The organism is Pseudomonas sp. SDO524_S393, assembly GCF_054071875.1.
Window position 1 is genome coordinate 54,367 of sequence record NZ_JBSVVZ010000001.1, and the last position, 26,955, is coordinate 81,321.

At 62.2% G+C, this 26,955-nt stretch carries 23 protein-coding genes and 1 pseudogene; 4 read left to right on the forward strand and 20 right to left on the reverse strand.

Translation table 11 applies throughout. The features are described from left to right. The first annotated feature begins 188 nt into the window (after positions 1-188). Positions 189-1,097 (forward strand): AraC family transcriptional regulator, encoded by a 909-nt coding sequence (locus ACW9IB_RS00235; RefSeq protein WP_457411721.1) that lies wholly within the window; start codon positions 189-191, stop codon positions 1,095-1,097. A 145-nt stretch (positions 1,098-1,242) separates the two neighbouring features. Continuing rightward, the gene (locus tag ACW9IB_RS00240; RefSeq protein ID WP_457411723.1) at positions 1,243-2,502 is read left to right on the forward strand and encodes a serine hydrolase domain-containing protein; all 1,260 of its coding nucleotides are present in this window, start codon (positions 1,243-1,245) and stop codon (positions 2,500-2,502) included. A 68-nt stretch (positions 2,503-2,570) separates the two neighbouring features. On the opposite strand, the gene gstA is transcribed toward ACW9IB_RS00240, so the two are convergent. From gstA to ACW9IB_RS00275, 7 genes are all read right to left on the reverse strand, one after another. Beyond that, positions 2,571-3,182, reverse strand: coding sequence for a glutathione transferase GstA (gene gstA, locus ACW9IB_RS00245; protein ID WP_457364315.1), 612 nt, complete (start codon positions 3,180-3,182; stop codon positions 2,571-2,573). A gap of 15 nt (positions 3,183-3,197) precedes the next feature. After that, positions 3,198-4,064, reverse strand: coding sequence for a glutathione-dependent disulfide-bond oxidoreductase (yghU, locus tag ACW9IB_RS00250; protein WP_457364316.1), 867 nt, complete (start codon positions 4,062-4,064; stop codon positions 3,198-3,200). A 19-nt stretch (positions 4,065-4,083) separates the two neighbouring features. Continuing rightward, entirely contained in the window at positions 4,084-5,022 is a 939-nt protein-coding gene (locus ACW9IB_RS00255; RefSeq protein ID WP_457411725.1) for a LysR family transcriptional regulator, read from the reverse strand. 201 nt (positions 5,023-5,223) lie between these two features. Beyond that, positions 5,224-5,847: a DJ-1/PfpI family protein gene (locus ACW9IB_RS00260; RefSeq protein WP_457411726.1), complete on the reverse strand. Its 624-nt coding sequence runs from the start codon at positions 5,845-5,847 to the stop codon at positions 5,224-5,226. Positions 5,848-5,928: 81 nt separating this feature from the next. After that, a complete protein-coding gene (locus tag ACW9IB_RS00265; protein WP_457364319.1) occupies positions 5,929-6,498 on the reverse strand; it encodes a TetR/AcrR family transcriptional regulator in 570 nt (189 codons plus the stop codon). A gap of 75 nt (positions 6,499-6,573) precedes the next feature. After that, positions 6,574-7,161, reverse strand: a complete 588-nt coding sequence (locus ACW9IB_RS00270; RefSeq protein ID WP_457411727.1) for a carboxymuconolactone decarboxylase family protein — start codon at positions 7,159-7,161, stop codon at positions 6,574-6,576. A gap of 299 nt (positions 7,162-7,460) precedes the next feature. Then, positions 7,461-8,375 carry a LysR family transcriptional regulator gene (locus ACW9IB_RS00275; protein WP_457411728.1) on the reverse strand — a complete coding sequence of 305 codons (915 nt, stop codon included), beginning with the start codon at positions 8,373-8,375 and terminating at the stop codon, positions 7,461-7,463. A gap of 249 nt (positions 8,376-8,624) precedes the next feature. On the opposite strand from ACW9IB_RS00275, the gene ACW9IB_RS00280 reads away from it, so the two are divergent. Both ACW9IB_RS00280 and ACW9IB_RS00285 read left to right on the forward strand, forming a co-directional pair. Further along, positions 8,625-9,611, forward strand: coding sequence for an alpha/beta fold hydrolase (locus ACW9IB_RS00280; RefSeq protein ID WP_457411730.1), 987 nt, complete (start codon positions 8,625-8,627; stop codon positions 9,609-9,611). Between the two features lie 132 nt (positions 9,612-9,743). Next, positions 9,744-10,514 carry an alpha/beta fold hydrolase gene (locus tag ACW9IB_RS00285; RefSeq protein ID WP_457411732.1) on the forward strand — a complete coding sequence of 257 codons (771 nt, stop codon included), beginning with the start codon at positions 9,744-9,746 and terminating at the stop codon, positions 10,512-10,514. 52 nt (positions 10,515-10,566) lie between these two features. Here ACW9IB_RS00285 and ACW9IB_RS00290 read toward each other — a convergent pair whose 3' ends face one another. From ACW9IB_RS00290 to glgX, 13 genes and pseudogenes are all read right to left on the reverse strand, one after another. Further along, complete coding sequence (locus ACW9IB_RS00290) at positions 10,567-11,040, reverse strand: cupin domain-containing protein (protein WP_457411733.1); 474 nt, start codon at positions 11,038-11,040, stop codon at positions 10,567-10,569. Positions 11,041-11,134: 94 nt separating this feature from the next. Then, positions 11,135-12,013: a helix-turn-helix domain-containing protein gene (locus ACW9IB_RS00295; protein WP_457411735.1), complete on the reverse strand. Its 879-nt coding sequence runs from the start codon at positions 12,011-12,013 to the stop codon at positions 11,135-11,137. A gap of 120 nt (positions 12,014-12,133) precedes the next feature. Then, positions 12,134-12,664, reverse strand: a pseudogene (locus ACW9IB_RS00300) (methyl-accepting chemotaxis protein); the annotation flags it as partial. A gap of 1,145 nt (positions 12,665-13,809) precedes the next feature. Further along, positions 13,810-15,975, reverse strand: a complete 2,166-nt coding sequence (locus ACW9IB_RS00305; protein WP_457411736.1) for a TonB-dependent siderophore receptor — start codon at positions 15,973-15,975, stop codon at positions 13,810-13,812. A gap of 354 nt (positions 15,976-16,329) precedes the next feature. Further along, complete coding sequence (locus tag ACW9IB_RS00310; RefSeq protein ID WP_457364327.1) at positions 16,330-16,809, reverse strand: cytochrome P460 family protein; 480 nt, start codon at positions 16,807-16,809, stop codon at positions 16,330-16,332. Further along, complete coding sequence (locus ACW9IB_RS00315; protein WP_457364328.1) at positions 16,809-17,843, reverse strand: alpha/beta fold hydrolase; 1,035 nt, start codon at positions 17,841-17,843, stop codon at positions 16,809-16,811. Before ACW9IB_RS00315 ends, ACW9IB_RS00310 begins: the two co-directional genes overlap by 1 nt. A gap of 223 nt (positions 17,844-18,066) precedes the next feature. Continuing rightward, the gene (locus tag ACW9IB_RS00320; RefSeq protein WP_457411737.1) at positions 18,067-20,601 is read right to left on the reverse strand and encodes an autotransporter family protein; all 2,535 of its coding nucleotides are present in this window, start codon (positions 20,599-20,601) and stop codon (positions 18,067-18,069) included. Positions 20,602-20,846: 245 nt separating this feature from the next. Continuing rightward, positions 20,847-21,608, reverse strand: coding sequence for a PIG-L deacetylase family protein (locus ACW9IB_RS00325; RefSeq protein WP_457364330.1), 762 nt, complete (start codon positions 21,606-21,608; stop codon positions 20,847-20,849). Positions 21,609-21,787: 179 nt separating this feature from the next. Further along, entirely contained in the window at positions 21,788-22,447 is a 660-nt protein-coding gene (locus ACW9IB_RS00330; protein WP_457411739.1) for a glycosyltransferase, read from the reverse strand. After that, positions 22,444-23,043: an SAM-dependent methyltransferase gene (locus ACW9IB_RS00335; protein ID WP_457411741.1), complete on the reverse strand. Its 600-nt coding sequence runs from the start codon at positions 23,041-23,043 to the stop codon at positions 22,444-22,446. Before ACW9IB_RS00335 ends, ACW9IB_RS00330 begins: the two co-directional genes overlap by 4 nt. Next, the gene (locus ACW9IB_RS00340; RefSeq protein ID WP_457364333.1) at positions 23,040-23,798 is read right to left on the reverse strand and encodes a PIG-L deacetylase family protein; all 759 of its coding nucleotides are present in this window, start codon (positions 23,796-23,798) and stop codon (positions 23,040-23,042) included. The genes ACW9IB_RS00335 and ACW9IB_RS00340 overlap by 4 nt, the downstream gene beginning before the upstream one ends. Beyond that, positions 23,795-24,793, reverse strand: a complete 999-nt coding sequence (locus ACW9IB_RS00345) for an acyl-CoA dehydrogenase (RefSeq protein WP_457411743.1) — start codon at positions 24,791-24,793, stop codon at positions 23,795-23,797. Before ACW9IB_RS00345 ends, ACW9IB_RS00340 begins: the two co-directional genes overlap by 4 nt. Before the next feature lies 1 nt (position 24,794). Next, complete coding sequence (glgX, locus tag ACW9IB_RS00350) at positions 24,795-26,954, reverse strand: glycogen debranching protein GlgX (RefSeq protein ID WP_457364335.1); 2,160 nt, start codon at positions 26,952-26,954, stop codon at positions 24,795-24,797. Position 26,955: the final 1 nt, after the last annotated feature.

Below are 26,955 nucleotides of genomic sequence, written 5' to 3' on the forward strand. Positions count from 1 at the left end.
CAATCAGACAAGGCAGTGACGACCGCTGGCCGCCGCTGTTTCGAGACCTATCGTCGACCTGGCGCGGCGGCGGTCGGTAGCATGCATGTCCCGGATGCTTGCACGATCCTCCAGAGACGCGGACAAGTGACTTCCCCAATGGGCCTAACCGTGAGAAAACGGACCCCTGCGCAGAACGGGAAACCTCCATGACCACACTGACGAGCCTTGCCCAGCTTATTTCACGCCAGACCGCCACTGACGGTACGTTCGAGACGGCGGTGCCCGGGGTGAAACTGATCCGCTGGTCGTCCCCCAGCGAGCCGATGCCGGTGGTGTTCGAACCGACGGTGTGCCTGGTGGCGCAGGGACGCAAGCAGGCGAGCGTCGGCAGCACCACCTATGTGTATGACCGTGCGCGACACCTGATCGCCTCGGTGGCGCAGCCGGTCATGGGTTCGGTGATCCAGGCGACTGAGGCCGAGCCTTATCTGTGCCTGCAGATCGACCTGGATATACGCGAGATCGCCGAACTGGCCATGCGTCATCCCGTCGTTGGGGAGTTCGCCGGGCCTGCTTCCGGGTTGTTGCTCAACGACACCTCGCCGGCGCTGCTGGAGGCCGCTGCACGCCTGGTGGCGCTGTTGGAAACACCGGAGGATGTGCCGACGCTGGCACCCTTGATGCTGCGCGAAATCCATTACCGCCTGCTCAAGGGCCCCGGTGGCGGCATCCTGCGACAAATGGTGCATGCCAATAGCCGACTCAATCAGATCGCGCGTTCGATTGTGTGGATTCGCCAGCACTTTCGCGAAGCCTGTCGAATCGAACAGGCCGCCGATGTCGCCGGGATGAGTCGCTCCAATTTCCACCTGCATTTTCGTTCGGTCACGTCCCTGAGCCCCCTGGAGTTTCGCACGCAGTTGCGTATGCAGGAGGCGCGCCGGCTGATGCTGGCGGAGGGGATCGACGCGGCCAGCGCCGGGTTCGAGGTGGGTTACAACAGCCCGTCCCAGTTCAACCGGGACTATGGCCGCCTGTTCGGTGTGCCGCCCGCGCGGGACGTGGGGCAACTGCGCGCTAACGGCCAATATGCCTGCGCGCAAGACCCCGACTGATCCACCCCATGGCCCGATCCCGCGCGAGATCGGGCCCGATCCCGTGCGCTCTAAAACACCCCACCGTGCATGCTGACCTCGGCACGTCAGCCGTGCTGATGTGCCGATGCGTTCAAGACCTGCAAACAATAATAATGAGGTGTTTATGCCGGTGTTTCTGCGTCATTCATTGCGCGGTGGGCGCAATGCCGTTCACCTGTGGGTGGGGGCTTCCACCCTCGCACTGTCGTTGAGCGCGTGTGCGGTCAACCCTGATGGCCCAAAGCCTTATCCCCATGCGCAGGAGCCGATTGGCGATGTGCAGGCCATCTATGACGGCAGGCTCAGCCAGGAACTGGCGATCACTACGTTCCGCAATACGGACCGCCTGTTCCCCGTGCGCACGATCAAGGCGGGCGGCCATCCGTTCCCGTTGCCGCGCAGCAGCCAACCGCTGGCTCCGGTGAGCTTCGACTACAAGGGCACGCGTTACAGCCTGGATGACTATGTGGCGACCAACCACGTGACCGGCCTGCTGGTGCTCAAGAACGGCCAAGTAGTCAATGAGCGTTTCGAAAAGGGCAACACCGCCCAGACCCGCTGGATGTCGATGTCGGTGGCCAAGTCGATCACATCCACTCTGGTGGGTGCGGCGTTGCAGGACGGCGCGATCAAGAGCCTCGACGACAAGGTCACCCGTTACCTGCCGGCGCTGACCGGCAGCGGTTATGACCAAGTCACCGTGCGCCAGATTTTGGCGATGCGCTCCGGGGTCAAGTGGAACGAGAAGTACACCGACCCGTCCTCGGACGAACGCCAGTTGATCAAGCTGCGCAGCGAGCAGGTGCCCGGTTCGTTGCTCAAGTTCATGGCCACGCTGTCGACCGCCGCGCCACCCGGCACGCGGACCAACTACAGCACCGGTGAAACCCAGGTGCTGGGGCAACTGGTCAGCGCGGCGGTGGGCAAGCCCCTGACGCAATACCTGAGCGAGAAAATCTGGGCGCCCTATGGCATGCAGAGCGATGCCAAATGGTGGCTCGACGGTCTTGATGGCAATGAAGTCGGGGGCAGCGGCATCAGTGCGACCCTTGAGGATTACGCGCGCTTCGGCCAGTTCCTGCTCGGTGGCGGCAAGGCCGGTGGGCGGCAGGTGTTGCCGGAGGGCTGGATGCGCTTCGCCAGCGCCACCACCGGCACGGACGCGGCCTACGGTGACTTCGCGTCCATGTGGTGGCCAGGCTGGACCGAGGCGTCCAAAGCCGATAAAGCCTTTACTGCGGTGGGCACCTTTGGCCAGTACCTGTACATCAACCCGACCCGAAATATCGTGATCGTGGTGTGGCAGGCCCAGACCAAACCCACCGGTGGCGAGGTGATCGACGACATGGTCGCCTTCGATGCCATCGCCAAGGCCCTGCCTTAAGTAACGGCAAGGGGCGGGTGGCTCCAGGAGTGACCCGCCCCGCATCGTTTCTCATTGCATCGCCAGAGCTACTTGAGCAGCAGGCCTTCTGCGTCCAGGGCGGCACGCACGCTCGGGCGTTGCTCCATGGTGGCCATGAACCGCTGGATCGCCTGATAACGGGATATATCAATGTTCACCCGGGGTGGCCAGCACAGCACGTTGTACAGATAGGCATCGGCCACCGAAAACTGCGTGCCCAGCACATATTCGTGACTGGCGAGGTGTTCGTCCACGTACTGGAAGCGTTCGTGCAGGTTGCCGGCGGCGAAGTTGGCCTTCGAGCGGGCATCGACGAAGGACGAAAACATCACGGCCATGCCCTTGTGCAGGTCGGTCGCCACGAAGTTCAGCCACTCCAGTGCGGTGTAGCGATCCCGGGAACCGAAAGGCGGCAACAACTGGAGTTGCGGGTGTTTGTCGGCGACCCATTGCAGGATGACGGCACCCTCGGTAATGACGTTGCCATCGGCCAGTTTCAGCGCCGGGACGAAGCCCTTGGGGGTCACCTCAAAATAGTCACCTTCCACGGTTTGCTTGGTACTGAAGTCGACCTTGATCAGCTCGAAGGTCTGCTGGGCTTCGCGCAAGGCGATTTGTGGCGCCAGCCCGCAGGAGCCAGGTGCAAAATACAGTTTCATTGAAGCCTCTTGCTATCAGGACAGGGAGTCGAAGTCGGTGGCGGCGTGGCGTTCGAGCAGGAACTCGCCCGGGGTGTCGGACCGGCGATTGACCCTGCGGCCACGGGCCAGGGCAGGGCGTGCGCTGAGGGCGGCGTACCAGCGCAGCAGGTGCGGGTACTGTTCGACGTCGAGAAATTCGTGGGTTTTATAGACCCCGTACAGACTGCCGGGGTACCACGGCAGCACCGCCATGTCGGCAATGGTGTACTCATCGCCGGCGAGGAATTCATGGGTCGCCAGGTGCGTGTCCAGTACATGCAGTTGACGCTTGGTTTCCATGGCGTAACGGTCGATGGCGTACTCGATCTTGATCGGCGCGTAGGCGTAGAAATGCCCCAGGCCACCGCCCACGAACGGCGCCGACCCCATCTGCCACATCAACCAGTTGAACGTCTCGGTGCGCGCCCGGCGGGTGGTCGGCAGGAAGGCGCCAAAACGCTCCGCCAGGTACACCAGGATCGAGCCGCTTTCGAACACCGGGATGGACGGTGTGACGGAATAGTCGACCAGTGCAGGGATCTTGGAATTGGGGTTGATGCCCACAAACCCGCTGCCGAATTGATCTCCCTTGAAAATGTCGACCAGCCAGGCGTCGTATTCGGCCTCCGAGTAGCCGGCGGCCAGCAACTCTTCCAGCAAAATGGTGATCTTCTGCCCGTTGGGCGTGCCCTGGGAGTAGAGCTGCAAAGGGTGTTTGCCCACCGGCAGTTTCTGTTCGAAACGGGCGCCCGAAACCGGCTGGTTGATGCTGCCGAACTGGCCGCCGTAGGTGTTTTTCGGGGTCCAGACCTTGTCGGGCACATAGCCGGGAGGCTGGCTGTCGAGCGGGGTGTCTGTCATGGGAGGCTCCTTGGCGATGCTACGGTTGGACTGCTGGGCAGGGCGTGCAGAGTTCGGAACGCAAGAGCGGGTCGTCTTTAAGATGGTGGACCAGAAAGTCGACAAATGTGCGGATCTTGATCGAGGCGCTGTTGTTCTTGCGGATGATGATGTTGATCGCCAGCGGCGCGGGCTCATAGGCGTCCAGCACGCTTTCCAGGGCGCCTTGGGCGATGTCGTCCAGCACCTGATAGGACAGCGCTCGAGTGATACCGAACCCTTGCCGGGCAATCTCGATGGCGCTCTGGGTGGTACTCACGGAGATTCGCGGGTTGATGCGTTGCGTCAAGGCAATGCCCTTGTGCATCAGCTTCCATTCCTGCGCGCGCTGGCTGGAGAACGAACAGATGGTATCGGCCTTGAGCAGGTGTTCGGGGCGTTCAGGGCGCCCGTGGGTGTCCAGGTAAGCGGGCGAGGCGCAGAGGATCTGTCGGGCCTTGCCGACGGTGATCGCGTGCTCGCTATCACTGATGCGGTTGCCGATGCGAATGGCGACGTCGATGCCATCCTCCAGCATGTTGACGGGCCGGTCGTGGAAGATGCTGGACAGGTTGACGTCCTTGAAGCGGGCCGTGTAGTGCCCCAGCAGTGGCGCGATGTAACGCTCACCGAACTGCACGGGCACCGTCAGCGTCAACAGGCCGGAGGGGGCGGCGGCGTAGATGCCCTCAAGGCCTTCGTCGGCTTCGCGCAGCCGTTCGAGGATATGGCGGCAGTCTTTGAGGAAGTATTCGCCCACTTCGCTGAGGCTCATGCTGCGGGTGTTGCGCAGGATAAGGTGCACCCCGATTCTTTTTTCCAGGGAGGCCACCGCGCGGGTGACACTGGCCGGTGATATCTCCAGGCGGCGAGCGGCCGCCGAGAATCCGCCTTCCTCGACCACGGTTAAAAAAGTCTGCATTTCTTGAAAACGATCCATGATTAACCCCGGTTATGTTTCGTAACTTCCCTGTCCTCTAGGCTCTGTACGAAAAGCCTTGATACTGCGTTGAAGCATTTTCTTTGATGTAAGGCGGGGCTTGAATAGGCCGGGTTGACAACACTGTATTTCGTTTTATGGAACGTTCGGATGGAATAAAAAAACACGATGCCTCTAAAGAGAACATCGTGTTTTAACCGGCTACATAACTTGAGGTGTCTCAAACCAGTGCTGGCTGGGCGTGTCGAAACGCATTCTTTTACGCACGTGCAGGCTGTTGTCCGCACTGCTCAGACGCTCCAGCAACAGGAAGGCAACTTCCGAGGCGGTGCCGGGACCACTGGAGGTAATGAACGGGCCATCTTCGACGACTGGCCGGTCGAAGAATTCGACGCCGGTGTCCACCAGTTGCTGCTTCCGCTTGCCGCCAACCTGGTGGTAGACCGTGGCTTTCCTGCCTTCCAGCACGCCCGCCGTCCCCAGCGCAATCGATGACACGCACACGCTGGCGACGGGTTTGCCGGCATGGGCGAAGTGCCTGATTGCCGCGAGGTAAGGCTCGCTCAACGCCTCTTCATAGAACCCTGCGGGCTCGGAACCACCGGGCAGCGCCAGTGCGTCGTAGTCGTCGAGGTTCAGTTCACCCAGCAGATTTGAAATACGCAGGTGCAAGCCAAACGTGGTGTGGATTTCCGGCCGCAGGCCGGCATGTACCAGGGTGAAGGGCGTGTCGCCCACCAGGTCCGCCCAACCGAAGACATCGGTAAACGCGGCAATTTCAAGTGGCTCTACGCCATTGGCCAACAGCATCAGGATACGTTTCATGGGAACTTCCTTAGTTGTCAAAAAGGTTATGTGACAGGCATACAACACCGTTCGGCCTTGGACGCCGCGGTGAATAACGCGTTATTGCGGTTGCAGAATGATCGTGGGCAGCCTGTCCAACATCCGGCTGAACACCGACAGGTCGGAAATACCCCGCGCCAGCACCAAGGCACCTTGTAATTCGATCAGGACTTGTTCGGCCCGATTGCGCGCTGCGGTCTCTGTCGCGCCCGAGGCTTTTGCCACGTGCATCAAACCTTCCAGCAACTGATGAAAGGTCTCGGCAATGGCCTGCCCGCAGGCTTTTGCCTGGTTGCGCGGCGGCGACAGCGTGTTCAGCAGGCACGATTCGGCGCCTTCCAGATAGACCTTGCGCATGGCCGAGGTGAACAATTCCATTTTGGTCGCCGCCGGCAGATCACCTTGCAGGACCGGGAACACCTGGCTCTCCAGGAACAGCCGGGTGTGTTTTAAAACGGCTTCGGCAATCTGTTCCTTGCCGAGGGGGAAACGGTGGTAAAGGCTGGATTTCGTCAGCCCCGTGGCAGACGACAGCATAGACATCGAGGCCCCTTCGAAACCGACGTCCTTGAACGCCTGACCGAGGCGTTCGATCAGCACGTCGTCTTCTACTTTGCGTGGTTTAGTCATGGCGCACGGGGTTCTCGCTCAACGGAACAGCAGCCGTGGCTTCGGGCGCAAGGCCCGAAACCACGGTGACTTCATTCAAACCACTTGTTTGAACGCGTGGCTGCCGCCGCGCGAGATTTTGCTTTGGTCGAACAGACGCAGGATCGGGAAGTCGACGTCGGTGCGTGCGACTTTCCAGAAGTAGTTGGTCATGAAGTTGAGCGTCAGGTGGCCGAACACTTCGGTGATGTCCTCGTCGTTCCAACCGGCGTCCTTCACTGCCTGGACTTCTTCGTCGGTGAGGTCACCCTTGTGGTTGACCAGTTGCAGCACGAATTGCAGCAGCGCGGTTTCCTTGGCGTTTACCGACTGGCCTTTGCGCGCCAGTTCAATGTCGTTCTCGGTGAGCTTTTGCAGCTTGGCGATGTAGGCCAGCAGTGAAATGCAGTATTCGCAACCGTTGGCTTCGCCGATGGCCAGGCCGATCTTGCGTGCCAGTTGTTTATCGAAACGCCCGTCGGTCAAGTTCTGGAACAGCGTGAGGTAGCTGTTCATGGTGGCCGGCGAGTTGGTCAGGGCACTCATGATCAGTGGGTTTTTACCAAACTTGCCTTCGGTCTTGGCAAAAATCTGTTGTTGTTCTTCAGTTGCAGTGGCGGGAGTCAATACGTTGATACGTGCCATGGGGAATGCCCTTTAAGTTGAAAGTTTGAATGTGCCGAACGTTCGGTCCAATTAAAGTTATAGGGGCGGTTAATACAGCGTCAAGCGCACGGATTTTGAAATTGCCAGGCAAAATTATTATGGGTTTTGAAAGGATGGTTTTACTTTTTCATGCGTTGAAAGTGTTTGCGTAGTTGTGCGGTTAGTTGTTGTCTGGCGTGGCGTTGTTTTGGGGTGATTGTTTCGTGCAGCGTTTCAGTTGGGTTTGAAAAAATAATGCGCGAGGCACGATTATTTTTTTATGACAGCTCGCCAAGTGTTCAATGATTCGTCGAAAACCGTGACAACGATTGCCGCAGGCGCGGCGTCGCGAACTCCAGGAAACGCCGCATCTTGAGCGGCATGTGAGGGTGTGCGGCGTACAGCAGGTGCACCGGGAAGGGTTCCAGCTCGTAGTCTTCCAGCACCCGGCACAAGGTGCCCGAGTCGATCGCCTCAAGCGCCTGGTAATGGAGCAGCCGCGCCACACCGGTGCCGCGGATCGCCGCGTCGACCAGGGCCACTGCCGATGTCAGCAATCGCGGCGTCACCGCCAGCTCGATTGGCGACCCCTTGTGCGGGTCGATAAAGCGCCAGGCCGTGGTGATCGTGGGGCCGTAGGTCGAGATGCAGGGCATGTTTTTCAGCGCCTCGGGGGTTCGTGGCGCACCGTGTACCTCCAGCAGCCGCGGGCTTGCACACACCACGCCGCGCAGCGAACCGACCTGGCTGGCGATCATGCCGCTGTCCGGCAGGTGGCCGATGCGCACCACCAGATCGATCTGGTCGTCGAACAGGTCCACGTTGCGGTCGCCCAGTACCAGCTTGATGTTGATGTCTGCAAAACGCTCCAGAAAATCGGACACGATGGGCAGCACGTGGAGCCGGCCAAACAGTTCCGGGGCGGAGATCACCAGGTCGCCACGGGGTGCGACGAACTCGCCGGCGGCGATGCGCTCGGCTTCGGCGAGCTGTTCCAGGATCGAACGCGCCGCCTGCGCGTAGCCGGCCCCGGCATCGGTCAGACCGATTTTGCGGGTGGTGCGCGTCAGTAACTGGGTGCCGATGCAGCGTTCAAGGTCCGCGATTTTGCGACTGACTGTTTGAACCGGAATCCGTAGTGCGCGCCCGGCGGCGGAAAAGCTGCCGGTTTCGAGGGTGGTCAAGAACAATGTCATGGCTTCGATACGGTCCATCGGGAATAACCTGAACGTTAAGGAGGAAAGTTGATGGGTTTGTTAAGTGAAAAAGTACGGTAGTTCAGCGGTCGATTGTTTCGTTATGGAAAAATAACCTTGAGTTGTATCTTCCCATTTTTGTTGAAGGTACTTCGCAAGATTACCCGATTATCACCCTGGGCGTGAGTGCGCATACTTGTTCGGCAGACCATGGGTAGTGCGCGAGCAATACTCCGAACTTTTATGCAGAACAGTCAGGTAAACCGTATGAGCCTTAACAAGTTGCTCGCCGCGATGTGTGCGTGCGCCGTAATTAACACTGGGTTTGGCATGATGACCGCGAACGCGGCGCCGGAGAAAAGCATGAGTGCGAAGATCGCTGGGTTTAACCAGGTGCATTACCGTTATGCCCAGGTCAAGGACGTCAAGGTCTTTTACCGTGAGGCGGGTGACCCCGCGAATCCCACTGTGCTGTTGCTGCATGGGTTTCCCACGTCGTCGTTCATGTACCGCAACCTGATCCCCATCCTCTCCAAGCGCTATCACGTAATTGCGCCGGACCTGCCGGGGTTCGGCCTGACCGAGAGCCCGCCGCAGGGTCAGTACACCTATTCGTTCGAGAACCTGTCGAACACCATCGACCAGTTCACCCAGGTGCTGGGCCTCAAGACCTACGCGTTGCAGGTCTTCGATTACGGCGCTCCGGTGGGCTGGCGCCTGGCGGTCAAGCATCCGGAGCGAGTCACCGCGATCGTTTCCCAGAACGGCAACGCCTACGTCGAGGGGTTGAGTGACGGCTGGGCACCGGTGAAGAAGTATTGGCAGGAACCGTCCCAGGCCAACCGCGATGCCTTGCGTGCAGTGTTGGATGTGGCCGCGATCAAGGATCAGTACCAGCACGGCACGCCGGATCCGAGTGTGATTGCCCCGGAAACCTACCTGATGGACGCCGCGCATGTCGGCCAGCCGGCCAACGCGGAAATCCAGCTGGACCTGTTCCGCGACTACAAGTCCAACGTCGATATGTACCCGCAGCTGCAACAGTACTTTCGCGATTACCAGCCGCGTTTGCTGGCGGTGTGGGGCAAGAACGACCCGATCTTCATTCCGCCGGGGGCCGAGGCGTTCAAGCGTGATCTGAAACACGCGGACGTACGTTTCTTCGACACCGGGCACTTCGCACTGGAAACCCACCTGGACCAGATCGGTGCGGACATCGTGGAATTCCTCGACCACAACGTTAAGCGCAAGTAACGCAGCGTTCCACGCAGTGGAATAGTCAATTGCGAACCATGGATGTTCTGGCGTCCCAGGGAAGGGACGAGACTGCCCCGGCGACAATCTGCGATTTTCCTATTGATCAGTGTTTCTATTTACAGGACTTATATGAAAACGTTTTTTCCCGGTCTCGCCCTTGCCCTTGCCATCTGTTCCAGCGCTTTCGCTGCCACGTCTGATACCAAACCCACGATTGTCCTGATCCACGGCGCGTTTGCCGACTCGTCGAGTTGGAACGGCGTCACCCAAATCCTGCACAAGGACGGCTACGACGTGATCGCCGCCGCCAACCCGTTGCGTGGGCTGGCCAACGACTCACGCTCGGTGGTCGAGCTGCTTCGCACCATCAAGCACCCGGTGGTGCTGGTGGGGCATTCCTACGGCGGCCCGGTGATCACCGAAGCGGCCAAAGGCAACTCGAATGTCAAAGGCCTGGTGTTCGTCGCCGCCGTCGCCCCGGAGAAGGGCGAAAGCGTGCACGACATCCTGGCCAGGTTCCCGGGCAGCACGCTGCCGACCTCGCTGGAAAAACCGGTCGAACTGTCTGACGGCAACAAAGACCTGTACATCCAGCAGGACAAGTTCCACGACCAGGTCGCCGCCGACCTGCCAGAGGCCGCCACTCGCCTGGCCGCCATCGCCCAGCGCCCGATTACCGCCGCCGCCCTGAGCGACGCCGCCACCGAAGCGACCTGGAAAAAACTGCCGTCCTGGTTCGTGTTCGGCGACGCCGACAAGGCCATTCCACCCACCGCACTGGCATTCACGGCCGAGCGCGCGCACTCGAAACAAACGGTGGTGGTCAAGGGCGCGTCCCACGCGGTCATGATCTCCAACCCGCAGGTTGTGGCTGACCTGATCGAAAAAGCCGCGCAGTAAAACGTTGAAAGCGGTCTTGTCGCTCAGGGTTTCAGGCTGAGTGGCAAGGCCGTTACCCCCTCAAAATCCGAATCCCATGGCGCTCCGCCAACGCCACCACGGCCTCCAACTGCGCCTCGGTCGGCGGCGCCACCTCTGGCACCACGCCATCAATGATCGGAATACCCGCTGCTGCAACAAATTCGTCAAACCCTCCAGGTGTGCCCATGACCACGGCGCGAACGGTGGTGTTGCCGAGGTTACGCAGGCGTTGCGGGACGTTGCGCGGTGCGAAGTAGCTTTCGCCGGCCCGCAGGGTGAACACTTCTTCGCCGATGGTGACTTCCAGTTCGCCTTCGTACAGGTGCATCGATTCGTCTTCGTGGATGTGCATGTGCAGGCCGGCATCGCAGCCGGGCGGCATCAAGCCTTCGACCATGCAGAATTGGCCGGCGGTTTCCTGGCTCGAGAGCAGGATTCTCAGTTGCACTCCGAAGAGCAGATAAGTGTCGGGATGGCGTTTGTGAACGGCCGGCTTGGTCAACATGGCGCTACCTTCAGCGTCGGGAAAGGAGCCGGGATTTGAGCATGGGCGGCCTGGCGTCTGCGTGTCTGTACGTGCGGTGAGGGGCCTGATCCTGCTATTCGCAAGCGTGTCGGAAGGTACTCGGGGTGACGCCGGTCTGACGTTGAAAGGTGCGGGCGAAGTGTTGCGGGGTCTGGAAGCCACAGGCCAGGGCGACCTCCAGGATGGACAGCCGAGGCTGGCGCAGCAAGGTCCTGGCTCTGTCGATACGAGCCTTGAGCACGTACTGGTGGGGCGGCAGGCCGAAGGTGGCCTGGAACAGCCGGGAAAAATGCGCGCGGCTGAAGCCGGCACACAGGGCGAGGTCGTGCAGGGAAAGACGCTGGTCCAGGTGCGTCTGAATGTAATCCTCGACCCGTTTGGCGCTGTAAGGCGGCAAGCCGCTGACCGGTTTGATGCCGGATGGGGCAAAGGCGTTGTAGCGGTTGACCAGGGTCGCGGCGATCGCATGCTCCATGGCGTCGACGAACAAGCGCCCCGAGGGGAAGCCTTCGCTTTGTTCCAGGTGCAGCGCCTGGAACAGCGCGCTCAGACGCTCATCGCGCACCCCGGGTGCCGGCAGCAGTTCGAATTGGCTCTTGCCGGCCTCGTCGGCGACGGCGCTCAGCGTTGCATCGCTCAAGCTGACGCTGATCAGATGGGCCGGTGCCAGCCAACGAATGTTTTCGTCTTGCCCGCGCAGGGAAAACGCCAGGGAGCGCGCCGCCACCGGAATCTGCCGTGTGGCGGAGTGATCGGTGTTGTGCAGCAGGCTGCTGGTGCGCAAGAACATCGTCAGCATTTGCGTGTCGAGCCGATGGGAGTGCCAGTGACCGGGCTCGATGCGGTGGGTTTCAACCGGCATGGCCGCAGGTGACGGCGTGCCGGTGGTGCTGGATCCAAACAGCGGTATGGAAGTGCCGTTGTGAATGGCCTGGATTTTTGCGTGAGCCATGGCCTGTGCCTTGTCGTGCATACCTGAGGATGGGCTGCTCGCGGGTGAGCAGCGGCATCAAAATCCACTATTGCAGAGCACAGTGCAATGGCCGGTCAGCGGATAATCAGCGCATGTCGCTCACGAGTTCGAGCCCTGGGGATGAAAGCGGCGCCCCAGCGCGTCCAGCCGTGTGGCGATCGGCGGCAGGCGTTCGCTGCTGCGGGCCAGGGTTTCCACGTCTTCGGCGGTGCCTTGCGCGATGCTCTGTACGGACTGCAAGCGGGCAACGATGTCCAGGTTGGCGGCGGACTGTTCGCGGGTGGTGGTGACGATGCGCCCGTTGAGTTGATCGATATGGGCGATGTCGTTGCCGACGGCCTTGAGCATTTCCACGGCCAGATGGCTGTCTTCCACACAACGTTCCACGCCCTGGCGGCTGTCGTGCATGGCGTCGACGGCCTTGCGGCTGCCTTGCTGGAGGCCCTCGATGATCTGGCGAATTTCCTGGGTGGAGAGGGCGGTACGCTGGGCCAGGTTGCGCACTTCGTCGGCCACCACGGCGAAGCCGCGGCCTTGCTCGCCGGCGCGGGCGGCCTCGATGGCGGCGTTGAGGGCCAGCAGGTTGGTCTGTTCGGCAATGCTGCTGATGACTTCCAGCACCGAGCCGATTTGTTCGGCCTGTACCGCCAGCGATTGCACGGTCTCGTTGGTGCCAGTGAGGCGCGAGGCCAATTGGGTGATTTCGTGCTGGGCGCGGCCGACGCTTTCCTGGCCGCGCTGAATCTGCCGGCTGGCTTGCCCCGCGTGTTCGACCGCCTGTTCGACGTGCACGGTGATGTGGCCCATGGCGTCTTCCATGCGCTGCATCGAGCCGGTCATCTGGGTGATTTCTGCCAATTGATGCCGTGCGCCTTTTTCCAAGGTGCCGCTGGCATGCGCCAACTCGTGGCCCAGTTGGCCGAGGCCGTGGGAGTCGCGGGTGACGCCGTCGATCAGTTGGGTGAGTTGCGACAGGAAGTGGTCGAAACGTTGGGCCAATGAGACATGCACCTTGCCTTCAGCCTGGGTGGTCTGCGCAGTGAACTGAGAGGTGACGGCGAGCATCTTTTCGAGCATTTCCTGGCTTTCCACCGCTTCGGCCTGGCTGTGCACGGCCAGGTAGAGCAGGGCGACGGTTTCCATCACCACGTAGAACGCATGAACGAAGATCATGCCCCAGCCGCCGTGATGCTCCATCACGAACACCGGGAAACCCTGATGCTGCAACGCATGGAACACTACGTGGTGCACGGCGATGGTCACGGCCGCCACCAGGATCGGCAGCCAGTCGCGGTAAAACGTGAGCACCGCGAGCAGGGCGAAAATGCCGAAGTGGGATTCGATCACGCCCTGTGCCTGGTTGATGTGCAGCGCCGCCATGACCATCAGGCCGGCACCGAGGGCGCAGCGCATCACGCGGGTACCGCCGATGGCACGGTAGAGCGCGGTCAGCACCAGGCTGGTGCCGCCGCCCACGAACACGGCCTGCAACAGGCTGTCGTGCCAGAACGCCAGGCCCAGGGAAAACGCGAACATCAGCCAGACCAGCGCCAGCATGATGCGGTCGGCTTTGCGGTAGTGCTCGAAGAAACGCGTAGAGGTGGGCATGCACACTGACTCCATGTGGTGTGGTCGACGCAGGACGAGGGCAGGGTGGAGCGAATCGGCGGTGTTCGATTTTTTATGGGATTCAGTGATGCTTGTTATCTATCGGCATCAGAGGGAGGGACTTGAGGAGCGGCTGCCCGGGCAGGCAGCCGCTGATCGGATCGCGGTCAGAAGCTGTATTTGGCCGTGAGCATCATGTTGCGCGGGTTGCCATAGGCGTCACCGCCGTAGCTGACCGAGTTGGCGATGGAAGAGTAGTAGCGACGGTCGAAAATGTTGTTGGCGTTGAGCTGCAGGTCGAGGTGGTCGCTGACCTTGTAGCCAGCCATCAGGTCGGTGACGGCGTACGCGCCTTGTTTCAGGCGATAGCTGCTGCCATCCGCCAGCGTGAGGTCGTTGTACATGCGGCTCTGCCAGGAGATGTTGCCGCCGACCCGGAGTTTTTCCAGAGGGCCCTGGAAGTTGTAGCGGGTGGTCAGCTTGAACAGGCGCTCGGGGGTGTCGGTGTCGAACTGTTTGTTGACGTTCTGCGGGTTGGCCTCGTCCTTGATGGTGTGGGTACGCGCATAGGTGTAGCCGCCGCCGACCTGCCAGTTTTCGGTCAGCGCGCCTTGCAGTTCGAAGTCGATGCCCTGGCTGCGAATCTCGCCCGAGCCTTCATAGCAGGAGGCCTGCGGGCAGTTTTGCACGAACACCTGCACGGCGCGGTTTTCCTGGTCGACGCGGAACAGGGCCAGGCTCGCATTCAGCGCGCCACCCAGGTATTCGCCCTTGACGCCGACCTCGTAGTTTTTGCCGACGATGGGCTTGACCGGCGTACCGGCAGTGTCCTTTTCGCTTTGCGGCGTGAAGATGTCGCTGTAGCTGACGTAGACGGAGTGATGGTCGTCCAGCTCGTAGATCAGGCCGGCGTAGCGGGTGAGGTTGCGCGTGACTTTGTAGTCGGCCCCATTGTCGTCGCCGTGGGCGTCGTAGTCATACCAGTCCAGGCGCGCGCCGAGAATCAGCTTCAGCGGGTCGGCCAGGCTCAGGCGGGTAGTGAGGTACACACCATCCTGGGTGGTGACGGCGCGGTCGTTGCTGTTATGCACGAAATCCGGTTTGCCTGCGGTGAGCGGCCAGTTGGTGTCGTAGGGGGTGTAGTTGTGGGTGGTCATGTCATAGATGCGCCGGCTGGCGCCTACCACCAACTCATGGGTGCGTCCGAAGGCCTCGAACGGGCCGCTGGCGAACGCGTCGATGCCGGCTTGCTTCTCATCGTAGGCGGCCTGGTAGACCGTGCGCGCCAGCGTGTTATTGACCCAGCGCGACTGGTAGGAGCCGGAGAACAGCGCGTTCTGTTCGGCGTAATTGGCGTTGACTTGCAGGCTCCAGTCGTTGGCCAGGCGTTGGCGCAGTTCGGCGAAGACCGTGTTGATCTCCTGGTCCTTGTTTTCCCAGTCGGTGCCCGGGTTGTAGGAACGTGACAGGTTCAGGTGGTGACCATCCTGGCCGACCATCGAGGAGCCCCAGAAGTAGTTGGTCTTGTCCTTCTGGTTCGAGAAACCGAGGGTCAGGGTAGTGTCCTCGCCCAGATCGGCTTCGGTGACGGCGTAGAACAGGCCGTGATAGTCCTCGGCGTGGTCGATGAAGCTGTTGGCATCGCGATAAGACGTGACCACACGGCCGCGCCAGGTGCCGCTGTCGTTGAGCGGGCTGGAGGCGTCGAGTTCGCCACGGTAGTCGTCCCAGCTGCCGGCGGCGCCGGTGAGGGTGACTTTCTGCTCGTCCAGCGGGCGCTTGCGGATCAGGTTGATGGCGGCCGACGGGTTGCCTGCGCCAGTGACCAGGCCGGTGGCGCCGCGCACCACTTCGACGCGGTCGAACATCGCCAGGTTCGGCTGGGCGCCGACCGACACGCCGTTGTAGCCGCTGGGAATGCCGTCGTACATGAGGTTGTCGATGTCGAAACCCCGTGATGTGTACGACTGCCGGCCAGGGCCGCTGGAGAAGTTCAGGAACAGACCCGGCGTGGCGTTGACGACGTCGTTGATACTGGTCATGGCCTGGTCGTCCATGCGCTGGCGCGTGATAACGGTCACGGCCTGCGGGGTTTCACGCATCGTCAGTGGCAGCTTGGTCGCGGTCTTCATCGCGCCGGTGGTGTAGGACTGCGTGCCTTCGGTGGTTTCGCCCAGTTGGCCTTCGCCCGAGATTTGCGTAGCGCCCAACTCCAGTGTGGCGGGTGGTGTTTCAGTGTCGGCGGCGAAGGCCGCTGTCGAGCTTGCCAGGCAGACCGCCAAAGCCATCAGACTGGGTGAAAAACCTTTGCCATTGCGTTGTTGCACAGACATGAAACTGACTCTCCCCGATACACCGTCCCTGGCGAATAATAAAGATGTTGATAATTATTCGCATCAGTGTGACGGATTGGATCCGGGAAAAAAAGCCTTTGCCAAGAATTGGTTAACGAATTTTTCACATTAAGGGAGCAGGCGTTTTGCCACTTTCAAAGACGAAACGCCGTCAATCCGGGGGTCGCTCCCGTGATTGATCACTCCGGGAGTCGTCAGGCGGCTGGTCGTTCTGACCTCGCGTCTTCCTGTAGCAGGGCGAGGATGGCGCGATCGGCCGGACACACGCCTGGCGCTGTGCGTGATGCCGGCCTGGTTTATCTGGTTGGGGATTGCCCACCCGCTGTCGCGCTTTCAGGGCGCCAGCTTGGTAAAGACATAATCCCGGTCTTTCACCAGCGCCTGGTGGCAGGCGAAGCAGGTCTGATGCTGTGCCTCATCCGCCGGCTTGCCGTTGATGAAACGACCAAAGCCCCAGCCCCCGGTGGACGCGTATTTCTTCGAGTCCTTGACCATGAACTGCACCGTGGTGGCCGCGCCGGGGATCGACGCGGTCTTGAACTCCGGCGACTGTTCGTGTTTCCACGCCAGCTTGGCCAATACGGTGCCATCGGGGAAGGGCAGCTTGCCCTCCCGGTAGGCTTTGAGTGCAGCGCTGTTGCCCAGCACCACGCGCAGTTCGTTCAGCGGGTCTGCCTCCTGGGCCGGCGCCACCAATTCCCATTGGCGGTAGCCGTCGGGGATGGTCACGCCATAGATCGGTGACGGGGCGCTGTCGGCGAAGGCACTGGCTGAACCCGCCAGGGCCAGTGCGGCTATGTAGAGGCGCTTCATCACAGATGGTCCGCGTCGATGACGGCTTTGGCAAACGCTTCGGGCGCTTCCTGCGGCAGGTTATGGCCAATGCCACCGTTGATCAGGCGGAATTCGTATTTGCCGGTAAACCGCTTGGCGTAGTCTTCGGGGGCCGGGTGGGGGGCGCCGTTGGCGTCGCCTTCCAGGGTAATGGTGGGCACGCCGATGGAAGGGGCCTGGGCGAGCTTTTGCTCCAGCGGATCGTATTGGGTTTCGCCCTGTACCAGGCCGAGACGCCAGCGGTAGTTGAACACCGTGATAGCCACATGGTCGGGGTTGTCCAGGCCTTTGGCGCTGCGGTCGAAGGTAGCGTCGTCGAAGGCCCATTTGGGCGAGGCGAGTTGCCAGATCAGCTTGGCGAAATCATGGGTGTTTTTCTGGTAGCCCGCCGCACCACGCTCGGTCGCGAAGTAGAACTGGTACCACCATTGCAACTCGGCCTTGGGTGGCAACGGGTTTTTACCGGCGGCCTGGTTGCCGATCAGGTAACCGCTGACCGACACCAGCGCCTTGACCCGCTCCGGCCACAATGCCGAGACGATATCCGCCGAACGTGCGCCCCAGTCGTAGCCGCCCAGCACGGCTTGCTTGATCTTCAGCGCGTCCATGAAGTCGATCACGTCGCTGGCCAGTGCCGCCGGTTGACCGTTGCGCAGGGTTTTATCCGACAGGAAACGTGTGTCGCCGTAGCCCCGGGCGTAAGGGATCAACACGCGATAGCCCTTGGCGGCCAGCAACGGCGCGACTTGCGCGTAACTGTCGATATCGTAGGGCCAGCCGTGCAGCAGAATCACCGCCGGACCGGTGGCCGGGCCGACTTCGGCGTAGGCCACGTCCAGCAAGCCGGCCTTGACGTGCTTGAGCGCACCGAAACCCGTCTGCGGGGCCGCGACGGCACGGGTTGGCGCTTCGGGCATTTCCGCGTGGGCCATGCCCATCACACCGAATTGCGACAGGGCCAGGGCCAGGAAAAGGGAGTGGCGGTTGAAGCGGCGATTCTTCTGAGTGTGCATGGCGAGCCTCCCGGGGCTTGATGTTTGCCTGGTGCTCAGTTGAACGCCCGGCTGTATCTGGCCTGTTTCAGGAAACCCGCCGAGTTAAAGACTGTGTATCGCAGGGCTCTCCGTACACACTGCGATACAAACCCAGGCTCTGTACGAAAAGCCTTGATACTCGGTGATGCTGCGTCGAAAACAGCCTCGCCTGACCTTCGTCTCAAGACTTTTCATCGAGACCCTAGAATTCGATTCTCACCCCCAGCGTTCCTTCGCGACCGCTGGAGCGGTTGCTGTCCAGATTGCGCTGGTAGCCCACTTCGCCATACAGGCTCACGCCTTCAGCGACCTGCACCCTGGCGCCGGTGCCGAGTTCAAGGGTGGTGGATTGCTGCTCGGTGTCGATCCGCGTGACATCGTTGTAGATCACGCTGTTTTCCCCGGCGCGGGTGTGCCATACGTTTGTCCGCACGTAGGGTTGCCACGGCATGCCGTAGAGCGTGTAGTCACCGCGCAGGCGTACGCCCAGGCGCGTGGTGACGCGGGTGTCGGCGCTGTACTTGACGTCGGAAATTTTGTCGTTCTGGCTGTCCAGGCGGGTCTTGCCCACGATCAGTTGCGCCTGCGGCTCCACGATCCAGTTCGACGTGACCGGCAGTGGCCAGCCCACTTCGGCAGAGGCAGTGAGGTCACGCCCACGGGTCTTCATCTTCACGCCCCGGTCCGACTCGTTGTTGCCCGTGAAGCGGGTGCCCATCAGCACCAGGTCCACATACCCCTGGTTCGCGCCGATCAGCGTCCAGTAAACCCCCAGGCTGTCGCCGCGCAGGGTGGTCTTGCCCGCATCCATGTCCTGCCAGCCGCCGGTAAAGCCCTTGATGTTGCCTTTGAGCGTGCCGTGGCCGACAAACACGCCGGCGCGCTGCGTGCTGCCGCTGTCGTGGGTATGGGCATACACATCGCTGCCCACCTGAAATCCCGTGAGCCTACTGTCCAGCGTCGGATTGACCGTCCCCGCAAAACGCTGCCGGCTGCTGTTGCCATAGACCCGGCCCCATCCCGCCGGAACATTGCCTGCCTGTTGCCGGCTCTGGTCACCCATGCGTTCGTGATAGGTGCCCAGCATGGCGCGCACCATCTGGTCGGCCGCGGGAAAGATCGCTGCGTAGACCGGCACTTCCTGGCGGTACAGAGGAATCGGTGTCAGCCCCGGGTTGAAGGGCAGCGGCGCCGCGCCGGGAGCCGGCAAAGGCACGATCACCACGGGGCCGGGTGGTTGCACGGGCACCGTGGAGCGCAGGTAATAATTGTTTTCGGTACCCGCCGTCACGCCGCCCTTGAACAGGCGATAGTCAAATGCGCCGGCAGACACCGGCCCCGCGAGACTGAAGGCGCCGGCACTGCCGGTGGCACCGTTGAGTGCCTGCACCACCTGAATGCCATCTTGCAGTGTCGCCGCGCCCGCGCCGCCCAGGTTGGTCACGCTGATGGCCGTGGTGCCGCCGTAGGTGCCCTGGTTGATCACCAACTTGTCGCTGGGCGAGCCGTCGCCCCCCAGCGCACTTTGCAGTGAAAGGCGCCCGCCGTTGCCGGTGTAGTTGCCGTTGATCGTCAGGGTGTCGCCGGCACTGGAACTGCCAGTGAGCATATCGATCAAGCCGCTGTTGTTGACGGTCACCTGCCGGCCGGCGGCAAAGGCGCCGATGACCCCGGTGCTGACCAACAGTTTGCTGGTGCCATCCAACCCCAGCGTGCCAGTGCCGGTCGCGCTGTCACCCAGGATGAGCGTGCCACCCAGTGTCAGCTCCGACTGGTTGTCGAGCTGCAGGTTTTCCCAATTGGTCAGCAAGCCCGGATTGTCGACTTTGGTGTTGTCCAGCGTAAGTCGGTCGTTGTCCAGGCCGCCGTCCAGCAGTTGGGTGGCGTTCACTTGCGCAGCGCTCAGGTTCTGCAGCAGCGCCGTGTCGTCGCCTGCGCCCATCAATACGAAGGCGTGCAGGTTGCCACCGCTCCAGATGAACTGGTCATTGCCGAAGCTGAGCAGGATCTGCCCGTTGACCTCGCCGCCGGACACCGTCACCTGGTCGTCACCGCCGCTGACGCTGATATTGCCGCCGACGAACGCCGTGCCCGAGATCAGAATGGTGTCGTTGCCAAAACCGGTCACCAGGTTGCCGATGATCCTGCCACCGGACATACCGAACAGGTTGTTGTCGAGCTTCATGTCAACGCGGCCGATGGTGCCGCCGGTCATGGTGGCCTGGTCGCCGTCTTCGAATGCCCCGGTGACGGTGCCGCCACTCATGTTGAAGGTGTCGAGGCCATCGCCCTGTGCCAGTGAGGCGACGGTGCCGCCACTCTGGGCGTAGCTGTCGATGCCGCCGCCCTGGCTGATGGCGCCCACCTGGCCACCGGCGATCTGCACCACATCGGCCCCGGCGCCCTGGGTTACGGAGCCGGTGACGCTGCCTTCGTTGATACGAAAGATATTCGCCCCGTCGCCCTGGTTGAGCGAGCCGTCGATGCCCGCACTCGGCCCGTTGATGTCCACCAGATCGTTACCCGCACCAAACACCACATTGCCGGTAATCCGCCCGGTGTCGGTGATATTCAGGGTGTTGTTGCCAGCGGTGTCGGTAAAGCCCGGCGCCGTGGCGCTGTCGCAGGAGGAGGTGTCATCTGCGGCAGTGATGACGGGCGTGCAGGCTCCGTAGGAAGTCGTCGGCGAAACTGCCACGACCATCAGGTACAACCACGAAAGTGTCCGTATGCGCATGATCCGTCCTCGCTTGGGGAACGTTGTCCCGGCACCTGCAAAGGCAAGTGCGGGCCAGACCATGACAACGTGACGCGCGATACGGATCAGGGAGGGCGGGTTACCTGTTCGAAAACACCGGCCAATGCAAGGCGTTGGCATGGCTTTCTCGACTGCACCTCAACAGGCACAGCACTTTTTGCACCCTAGTCGTCCCTGGAGCAGAGCGCTACTGTCAGAACTGACAGGTAGGCACGAATAAAAACCTACGAAAAAACGATTTCGTAGGGTTCGCGCATGCGTTCGAGCAACACTTGCGCGAGCATCGGCGCCAGGCCGATGGCGGGATCGCCGACCAACTGGCTGGCGTAGGCGTGAGCCGCATGCAGCTTGCGCGCAACGCTCCAGGTGTCGAGCCGCACCTTGCGCGCCCGCTGCCACGGAATCACCGAGGCTTCGCGCGCCGGCCAGTGCCAGGCCCAGATCGGCAGTTCGTAGAGGTGCGCACCGATCAGGGTGCAGGCATTGGCGCTGGCACGGCCCACCGCTTCGTGGTCGTCGTTGCCGTCCTTGCGCCAAGTGGTGAAGACCACGTCGCCCGGTTGCAGGTAGCGCGCGATGAACTGGCTCAACTGCGGTTCGCGCGCCGACAGGGCGTTGTCGCAGAAGCCGCCGCGAATCCACTTCAGGCTGTGCAGCGGCATGCCGAGGCGGCGCAGGGCTTCCACGCTTTCCTGGGGGCGTACCACGCTCAGGCGACTGGCCGGCCAGACATTCGAGCCCGGGTGGCTGGCGCTGCCGTCGGTGATGGAGATCAGTTGCAAGGGGTGTTCAAGGGTGCACAGCAGTTGCAGCAGGCCGCCACAGGCCAGCACTTCGTCGCCGGGGTGGGGGGCGATGATCACGACCCGCGCGCCAGGAGGCACCAGCGAGGTAATGGGAATGGGGGGAATCTGCGCCAATTGCGGGGCGGTGTTCCAGATTTGCACCGGGCCGCGGCGGCCTTCCTTCAGGGAGGCAGGTTTCATGGGGGTCACATCCTTGTCGAGTGAGGCGGGGTCGTACTCCATGGCGGGGACGACTCTCTTTTACACACGACAGACTCCGCCGTCGTGGCTGCATGACACTCCAACCCTTGGACTGCCAGCAAGGCGTCCTCAGCATAGACAAGGATTCGATTCTTTTACATCGTGAAACATCGATTTTTTTACGTAGCGCACACCAGGCCCTTCAAATAATCGCCAAACCCGCCCTGCGCGTGAGCGTCGAGCCGGGCGCTGGTGATCACTTGCGGGGCATGACTCCAGGCGATATTCGCGCCTGAGCGCTCCAGGTCCCGCACCAGTTGCACATCTTCATGGCACGCCAGTGGTTCGAAACCACCCGAGCGTACATAGGCACCGGCGCTGACCCCCAGATTGGCTCCATGCACATGCCGATGGCCATCCCGTGCCTCATAGCCCTGGTGATAGCGAATCTGCGCCGCCGCATCGAACCCTTCGCTCCAGGTATCGACGGTGACCGTGCCGCACACCGCATCCACCTCCAGGGCCAGCTGTGCCACCAACCAGTCGGGTGCGACGCGGCTGTCGGCATCGGTGCAGGAGATCCAGCGTGCCCCCAGGTTCAACAGATGCCGCGCGCCAACCCCACGCACGTGCCCGACATTGCGTGCCTGCACTTCCAGGCACTGCACTTGATAGCCTTGGGCAATACGGGCGCTGCCATCGCTGCAACTGTCCAGCACCACCAGGATCTGCACGGCCTCACCCTTTAGGGCCGGATGCCCGGCGGCGACCATCGCCGCGTCCAGGCACGCCTCCAGCAGCAGCTCTTCGTTATGGGCCGGGATCAGCACACCGATCATCGCAATTCCTCGAGGGTGGCAACCGAGGTGCCGTCGCGGCTCCACAGGTCGAGCAGAAAGTCGCTTTCATGGTGGCGAACCAGCGAATGCAGGGGCAGGCGCTCTTCCAGGAGGGCATGCACCTGTTCGCCCGTTTGTGGGCAACCTTCGATAGGCGGGCGCCAATGGCAGGCGAGCAACTGGCCGCCGTCAGTCAGGGACGCGACGGCCTGCCCGATCAGGCGGCAGAGGTCCTGCGTGTCGAGGTAGTAGCACAGCTCACTCAAGACGATCAGTTCGAAGCGTTCGGTGGGCCATTGTTCGGGCAGGCGGGATTGGCGTACCTGCGCATGGGGAAATCCCCCTAAACGACTGCGCGCCAAGTCGACTGCCGCCGCTGCGGTGTCGCAGCACAGCAGACTGTCGCAACGCGGCGCCAGCTCTGCGCTCAATTCACCATTGGCGCAGCCAGGTTCGAAAATCGAGGCGTAGCGCGGGCGAGTCAAGGCCGCCAGGGTCAGTGCGCGCTTACGACGCTCGTACCAGCGCTGGCGAAAAGCCCAGGGATCGTCGTTACCGGCAAACATCCGATCAAAGTAAGGCGTTGCCACACTCATACGAAAACCACCTCAAAGGGTTGCAGCAAGCGCTCCACCACATAGGGCGCCAATACCGGCGGCAAACCGATCTGCGGGTCGCCCTCCAGTTGGCTGGCAAACGCGTGAATCGCGTGACGCTTGCGGGCCACGGACTCGCATGTCAGCGGAATTTTACGGGCGCGGTGCCAAGGTACCTGGGCGTCTTCAGGCGTGGCCCAATGCCAGGTCCACACCGGCAGTTCATACAAGGCGGCACCCGTGTTCGAAGCCGCCTGGGCGCTGGCGCGACCGACCGCTTCATGGTCGCAATGACCGTCTTCACGCCAGGTGGTGAACACCACGTCATTGGGTTTGAGATAGCGCTGAATGAACCCGCTCAGTTGCGCCTCACGGGCGGCGACCTTGCCGTCGGTGAAACCGGCGCGCAGCCATTTCAGGCTGTGCAACGGCACACCCAGTCGGTGCAGGGCCTGCGCCGACTCCTGGGGGCGCACCACGCTCAGGCGTTCCACCGGCCAGCGCCGCGAGCCCGGATGGCTGGCGCTGCCGTCCGTCACCGAGATCAACTGGATCGGCCGGTCCAGCGCCGCCAGGCCTTGCAGCAAGCCACCGCAGCCCAGCACTTCATCGTCCGGGTGCGGGGCGATGATCACCGCGCGATGGCCTTCGGGCACCAATTGCTCGACGCTGACCTCGGGCAGCTCGGCCAACCGCGTCGAACCTTGCCAGTGATGCAGCGGCGTGCCCTGGCCAACGATCGGGTTGGGTCTCATAGTTGCCACCTCCCTGTGGGGTCGCCGGCCACCTGTTCGCCGAGAGCGGCCAGGTCGCGTTCGGCGTGACTTTGACGCACGTACACCGGCAGGTCCGCCATCAACTGTGCGAAGTGCGGGTCCTTGCAATAAGGCCCGGCACCGACGGCGCGGCCCACATGGCGCATCACCTGTTCCACGGTGTCCTCAATGGATGCCCGGGCCTGTTGCGCCAGTTGCCTGGCATCGGCGCGGGGGGCGCGGTCGATCTGCTCCGCGCAGGCCCGCAGCACACAAGCGGCGCTGTTGAGGGCACTGTCGACCGCACCCAGGTGGGCGAGGGCGTGAGGTTCCGGGCGTTTGCCGCACTGCTCGCGCAGCGCTTCGCCCAGGCGTTGCGCGGCGCCGTACCAGCACGCGGCGATGCCCACGCCGCCGTGCCAGAAGCCGACGCGACTGAGGTAGTCGCCCGGGCCGCCCACTGCGATGGCGTAGGCCCCGCTGAACACGATTTCGACACTGCCGGTGGCCGCCATGCCGACCGCATGCCAGCCCTCATCGGTCACGCTGACGCCCGGTTGTTGCATCTCCACGGCAACCAGCTGTTGGCGGTCCTGTTCATCCCAGGCGGTCAACAGCCCATGGCTGACCACGGCGGCGCCGGAGCACCACGCCTTGCGCCCCTCCAGCGTCAATCGCGCGCCGTCGCTGTGCACGCGCACCCTGGCGTTCGGCGGTTCGGCGGCCCACATCCCCCAGGTGCTGCCCAGAGGCGGCAGCGGGCTGTGCAGTTCGGCGATGATCGCCAGGGCATCGGTATGCCCTTCGAACAACTTGCACAGCCGCAGGTCGTGCCCGGCCACTTGCGCCAGCCGGCTGAAGCGTTCCAATGTCTGGCCGCCGCCGGGCAGCGGCAGTTGGTCCAGGCCTTCTTCCTGAAGCGCCCTCAGCGCGGCCCCCAGGGCCTGCGTGTCCGCATACCCACGGAAGCCCTGAAGGAATCCATGAAGTGCCATGTCACACCTCTTCCTCGTATTGCAGCTCGAACAACAATAGTGAACGGCCGGTCACGGCGTACTCGTGATCGAACTCGAAGCGTTCCTGGCCGCGCACCGAAGGCTGGTTGGTGTCGACCATACAGGTCCAGAAGCCGCCTTCCGGTACCGGTGGCAGGCGGAAGTTGACCAGGTCGTGATGGGCATTCACCACCAGCAGCAGGGTCGCGTCCGCACCGGGGCGACGGATGCCGGTTTCCTGGGCCCGGCCATCCATCAGCATGCCCAGGCAGCGGCCATGGCTGTCCTGCCATTGCTCGGTGCTCATTTCATTGCCGTCCGGCGCCAGCCAGGTGACGTCCTTCACGCCGATGTCTTCGTTATAGTCGCCCACCAGGAAACGGCCACGGCGCAGGATCGGGTAGGTCAGGCGCAACTTGATCAGGCGCTTGACGAACTTGAGCAGCGACTTGCCGTCATCGTCCAGGTCCCAGTTGACCCAGCCAATCTCGCTGTCCTGGCAGTACGCGTTGTTGTTGCCATGCTGGGTGCGCGCGAATTCGTCGCCGGCGACGATCATCGGCGTGCCCTGGGCCAGCAGCAGCGTGGCGAAGAAATTGCGCATCTGGCGCAGGCGCAGGGCATTGATGTCCGGATCGTCGGTGGGGCCTTCGACACCATGGTTCCAGGACAGGTTGTTGTTGCTGCCGTCCTGGTTGTTTTCGTCGTTGGCCTCGTTGTGCTTGTCGTTGTACGACACCAGGTCGTGCAGGGTGAAACCGTCGTGGGCGGTGATGAAATTCACCGAGCTGTAAGGCCGGCGCCCGCGATGGTTGAACATCTCGCCCGAGGCGGTCATGCGCCCGGCAAAATCGGCCAGCTGGCCGTCATCGCCTTTCCAGAAGGCGCGCACGGTGTCGCGAAAGCGGTCGTTCCATTCCACCCAACCCGGTGGGAAGTTGCCCACCTGATAGCCGCCGGGGCCGCAGTCCCAGGGTTCGGCGATCAGTTTGAGCTGGCGCAGCACCGGGTCCTGGCGGCAGGCCACGAGGAAACTGTGGCGCTCGTCGAAACCGTCGCGGTAGCGCCCCAGAATGGTGGCCAGGTCGAAGCGGAAACCGTCCACGTGCATCTCGTTGGCCCAGTAGCGCAGGGAGTCGGTGACCATTTGCAGCACGCAGGGATGGCTCAGGTCCAGGGTGTTGCCGGTGCCGGAGTCGTTGATATAGAAGCGCTTGTCATCCGGCATCAGCCGGTAGTACGAGGCGTTGTCGATGCCGCGCATGGACAGGGTCGGGCCTCGCTCATTGCCTTCGGCGGTGTGGTTGTAGACCACGTCCAGAATCACTTCGAGCTTCTGCTCGTGCAGGTGCGCGACCATCTCCTTGAACTCGGCGATCTTGCCGCTGGCCAGGTAGCGCGGGTCGGGGGCGAAAAACGCGATGCTGTTGTAGCCCCAATAATTGGTCATGCCTTTTTGCAGCAGATGCTGGTCGTTGACGAACGCGTGCACCGGCAGCAATTCCACCGACGACACCCCCAACTGGCGCACATGCTTGAGCACGTCATCCACCATCAGGCCGGCGCAGGTGCCGCGCACCGCTTCGGGCACCGACGGGTGACGCATGCTGAAGCCGCGCAGGTGGGTTTCGTAAATGATCGTGCGGTCCCACGGCACACGTACCGGCTGGTCGTTGCCCCAGGTGTGGGCGGGGTCGATCACCTTGCACTTGGGTACGAAGGGGGCGCTGTCGCGTTCGTCGAAACTGAGGTCGTCATCGGGGTGGCCGATGGTGTAGCCGAACAACGCTTCGGACCACTTCAGCGCGCCCACCAGTTGTTTGGCGTAGGGGTCGATCAGCAATTTGTGGTGGTTGAAGCGATGACCGTTGGCCGGGTCATACGGACCGTACACGCGATAGCCGTAGATCAGCCCGGGATGGGCGTCAGGCAGGTAGCCGTGGAAGGTCTCGTCGGTGTATTCGGGTAGCTCGATACGTTCCAGCTCCACTTCACCGGTGTCATCGAACAGGCACAATTCCACCTTGGTGGCATTGGCAGAAAACAGTGCAAAGTTGACGCCCAGGCCGTCCCACGTGGCGCCAAGGGGGAAGGGCAAGCCTTCTCGAATCCGCGACGGCTCGGTTTCGGGCGTCGCCTGGCCTTTATCGGGTTGGCTCATT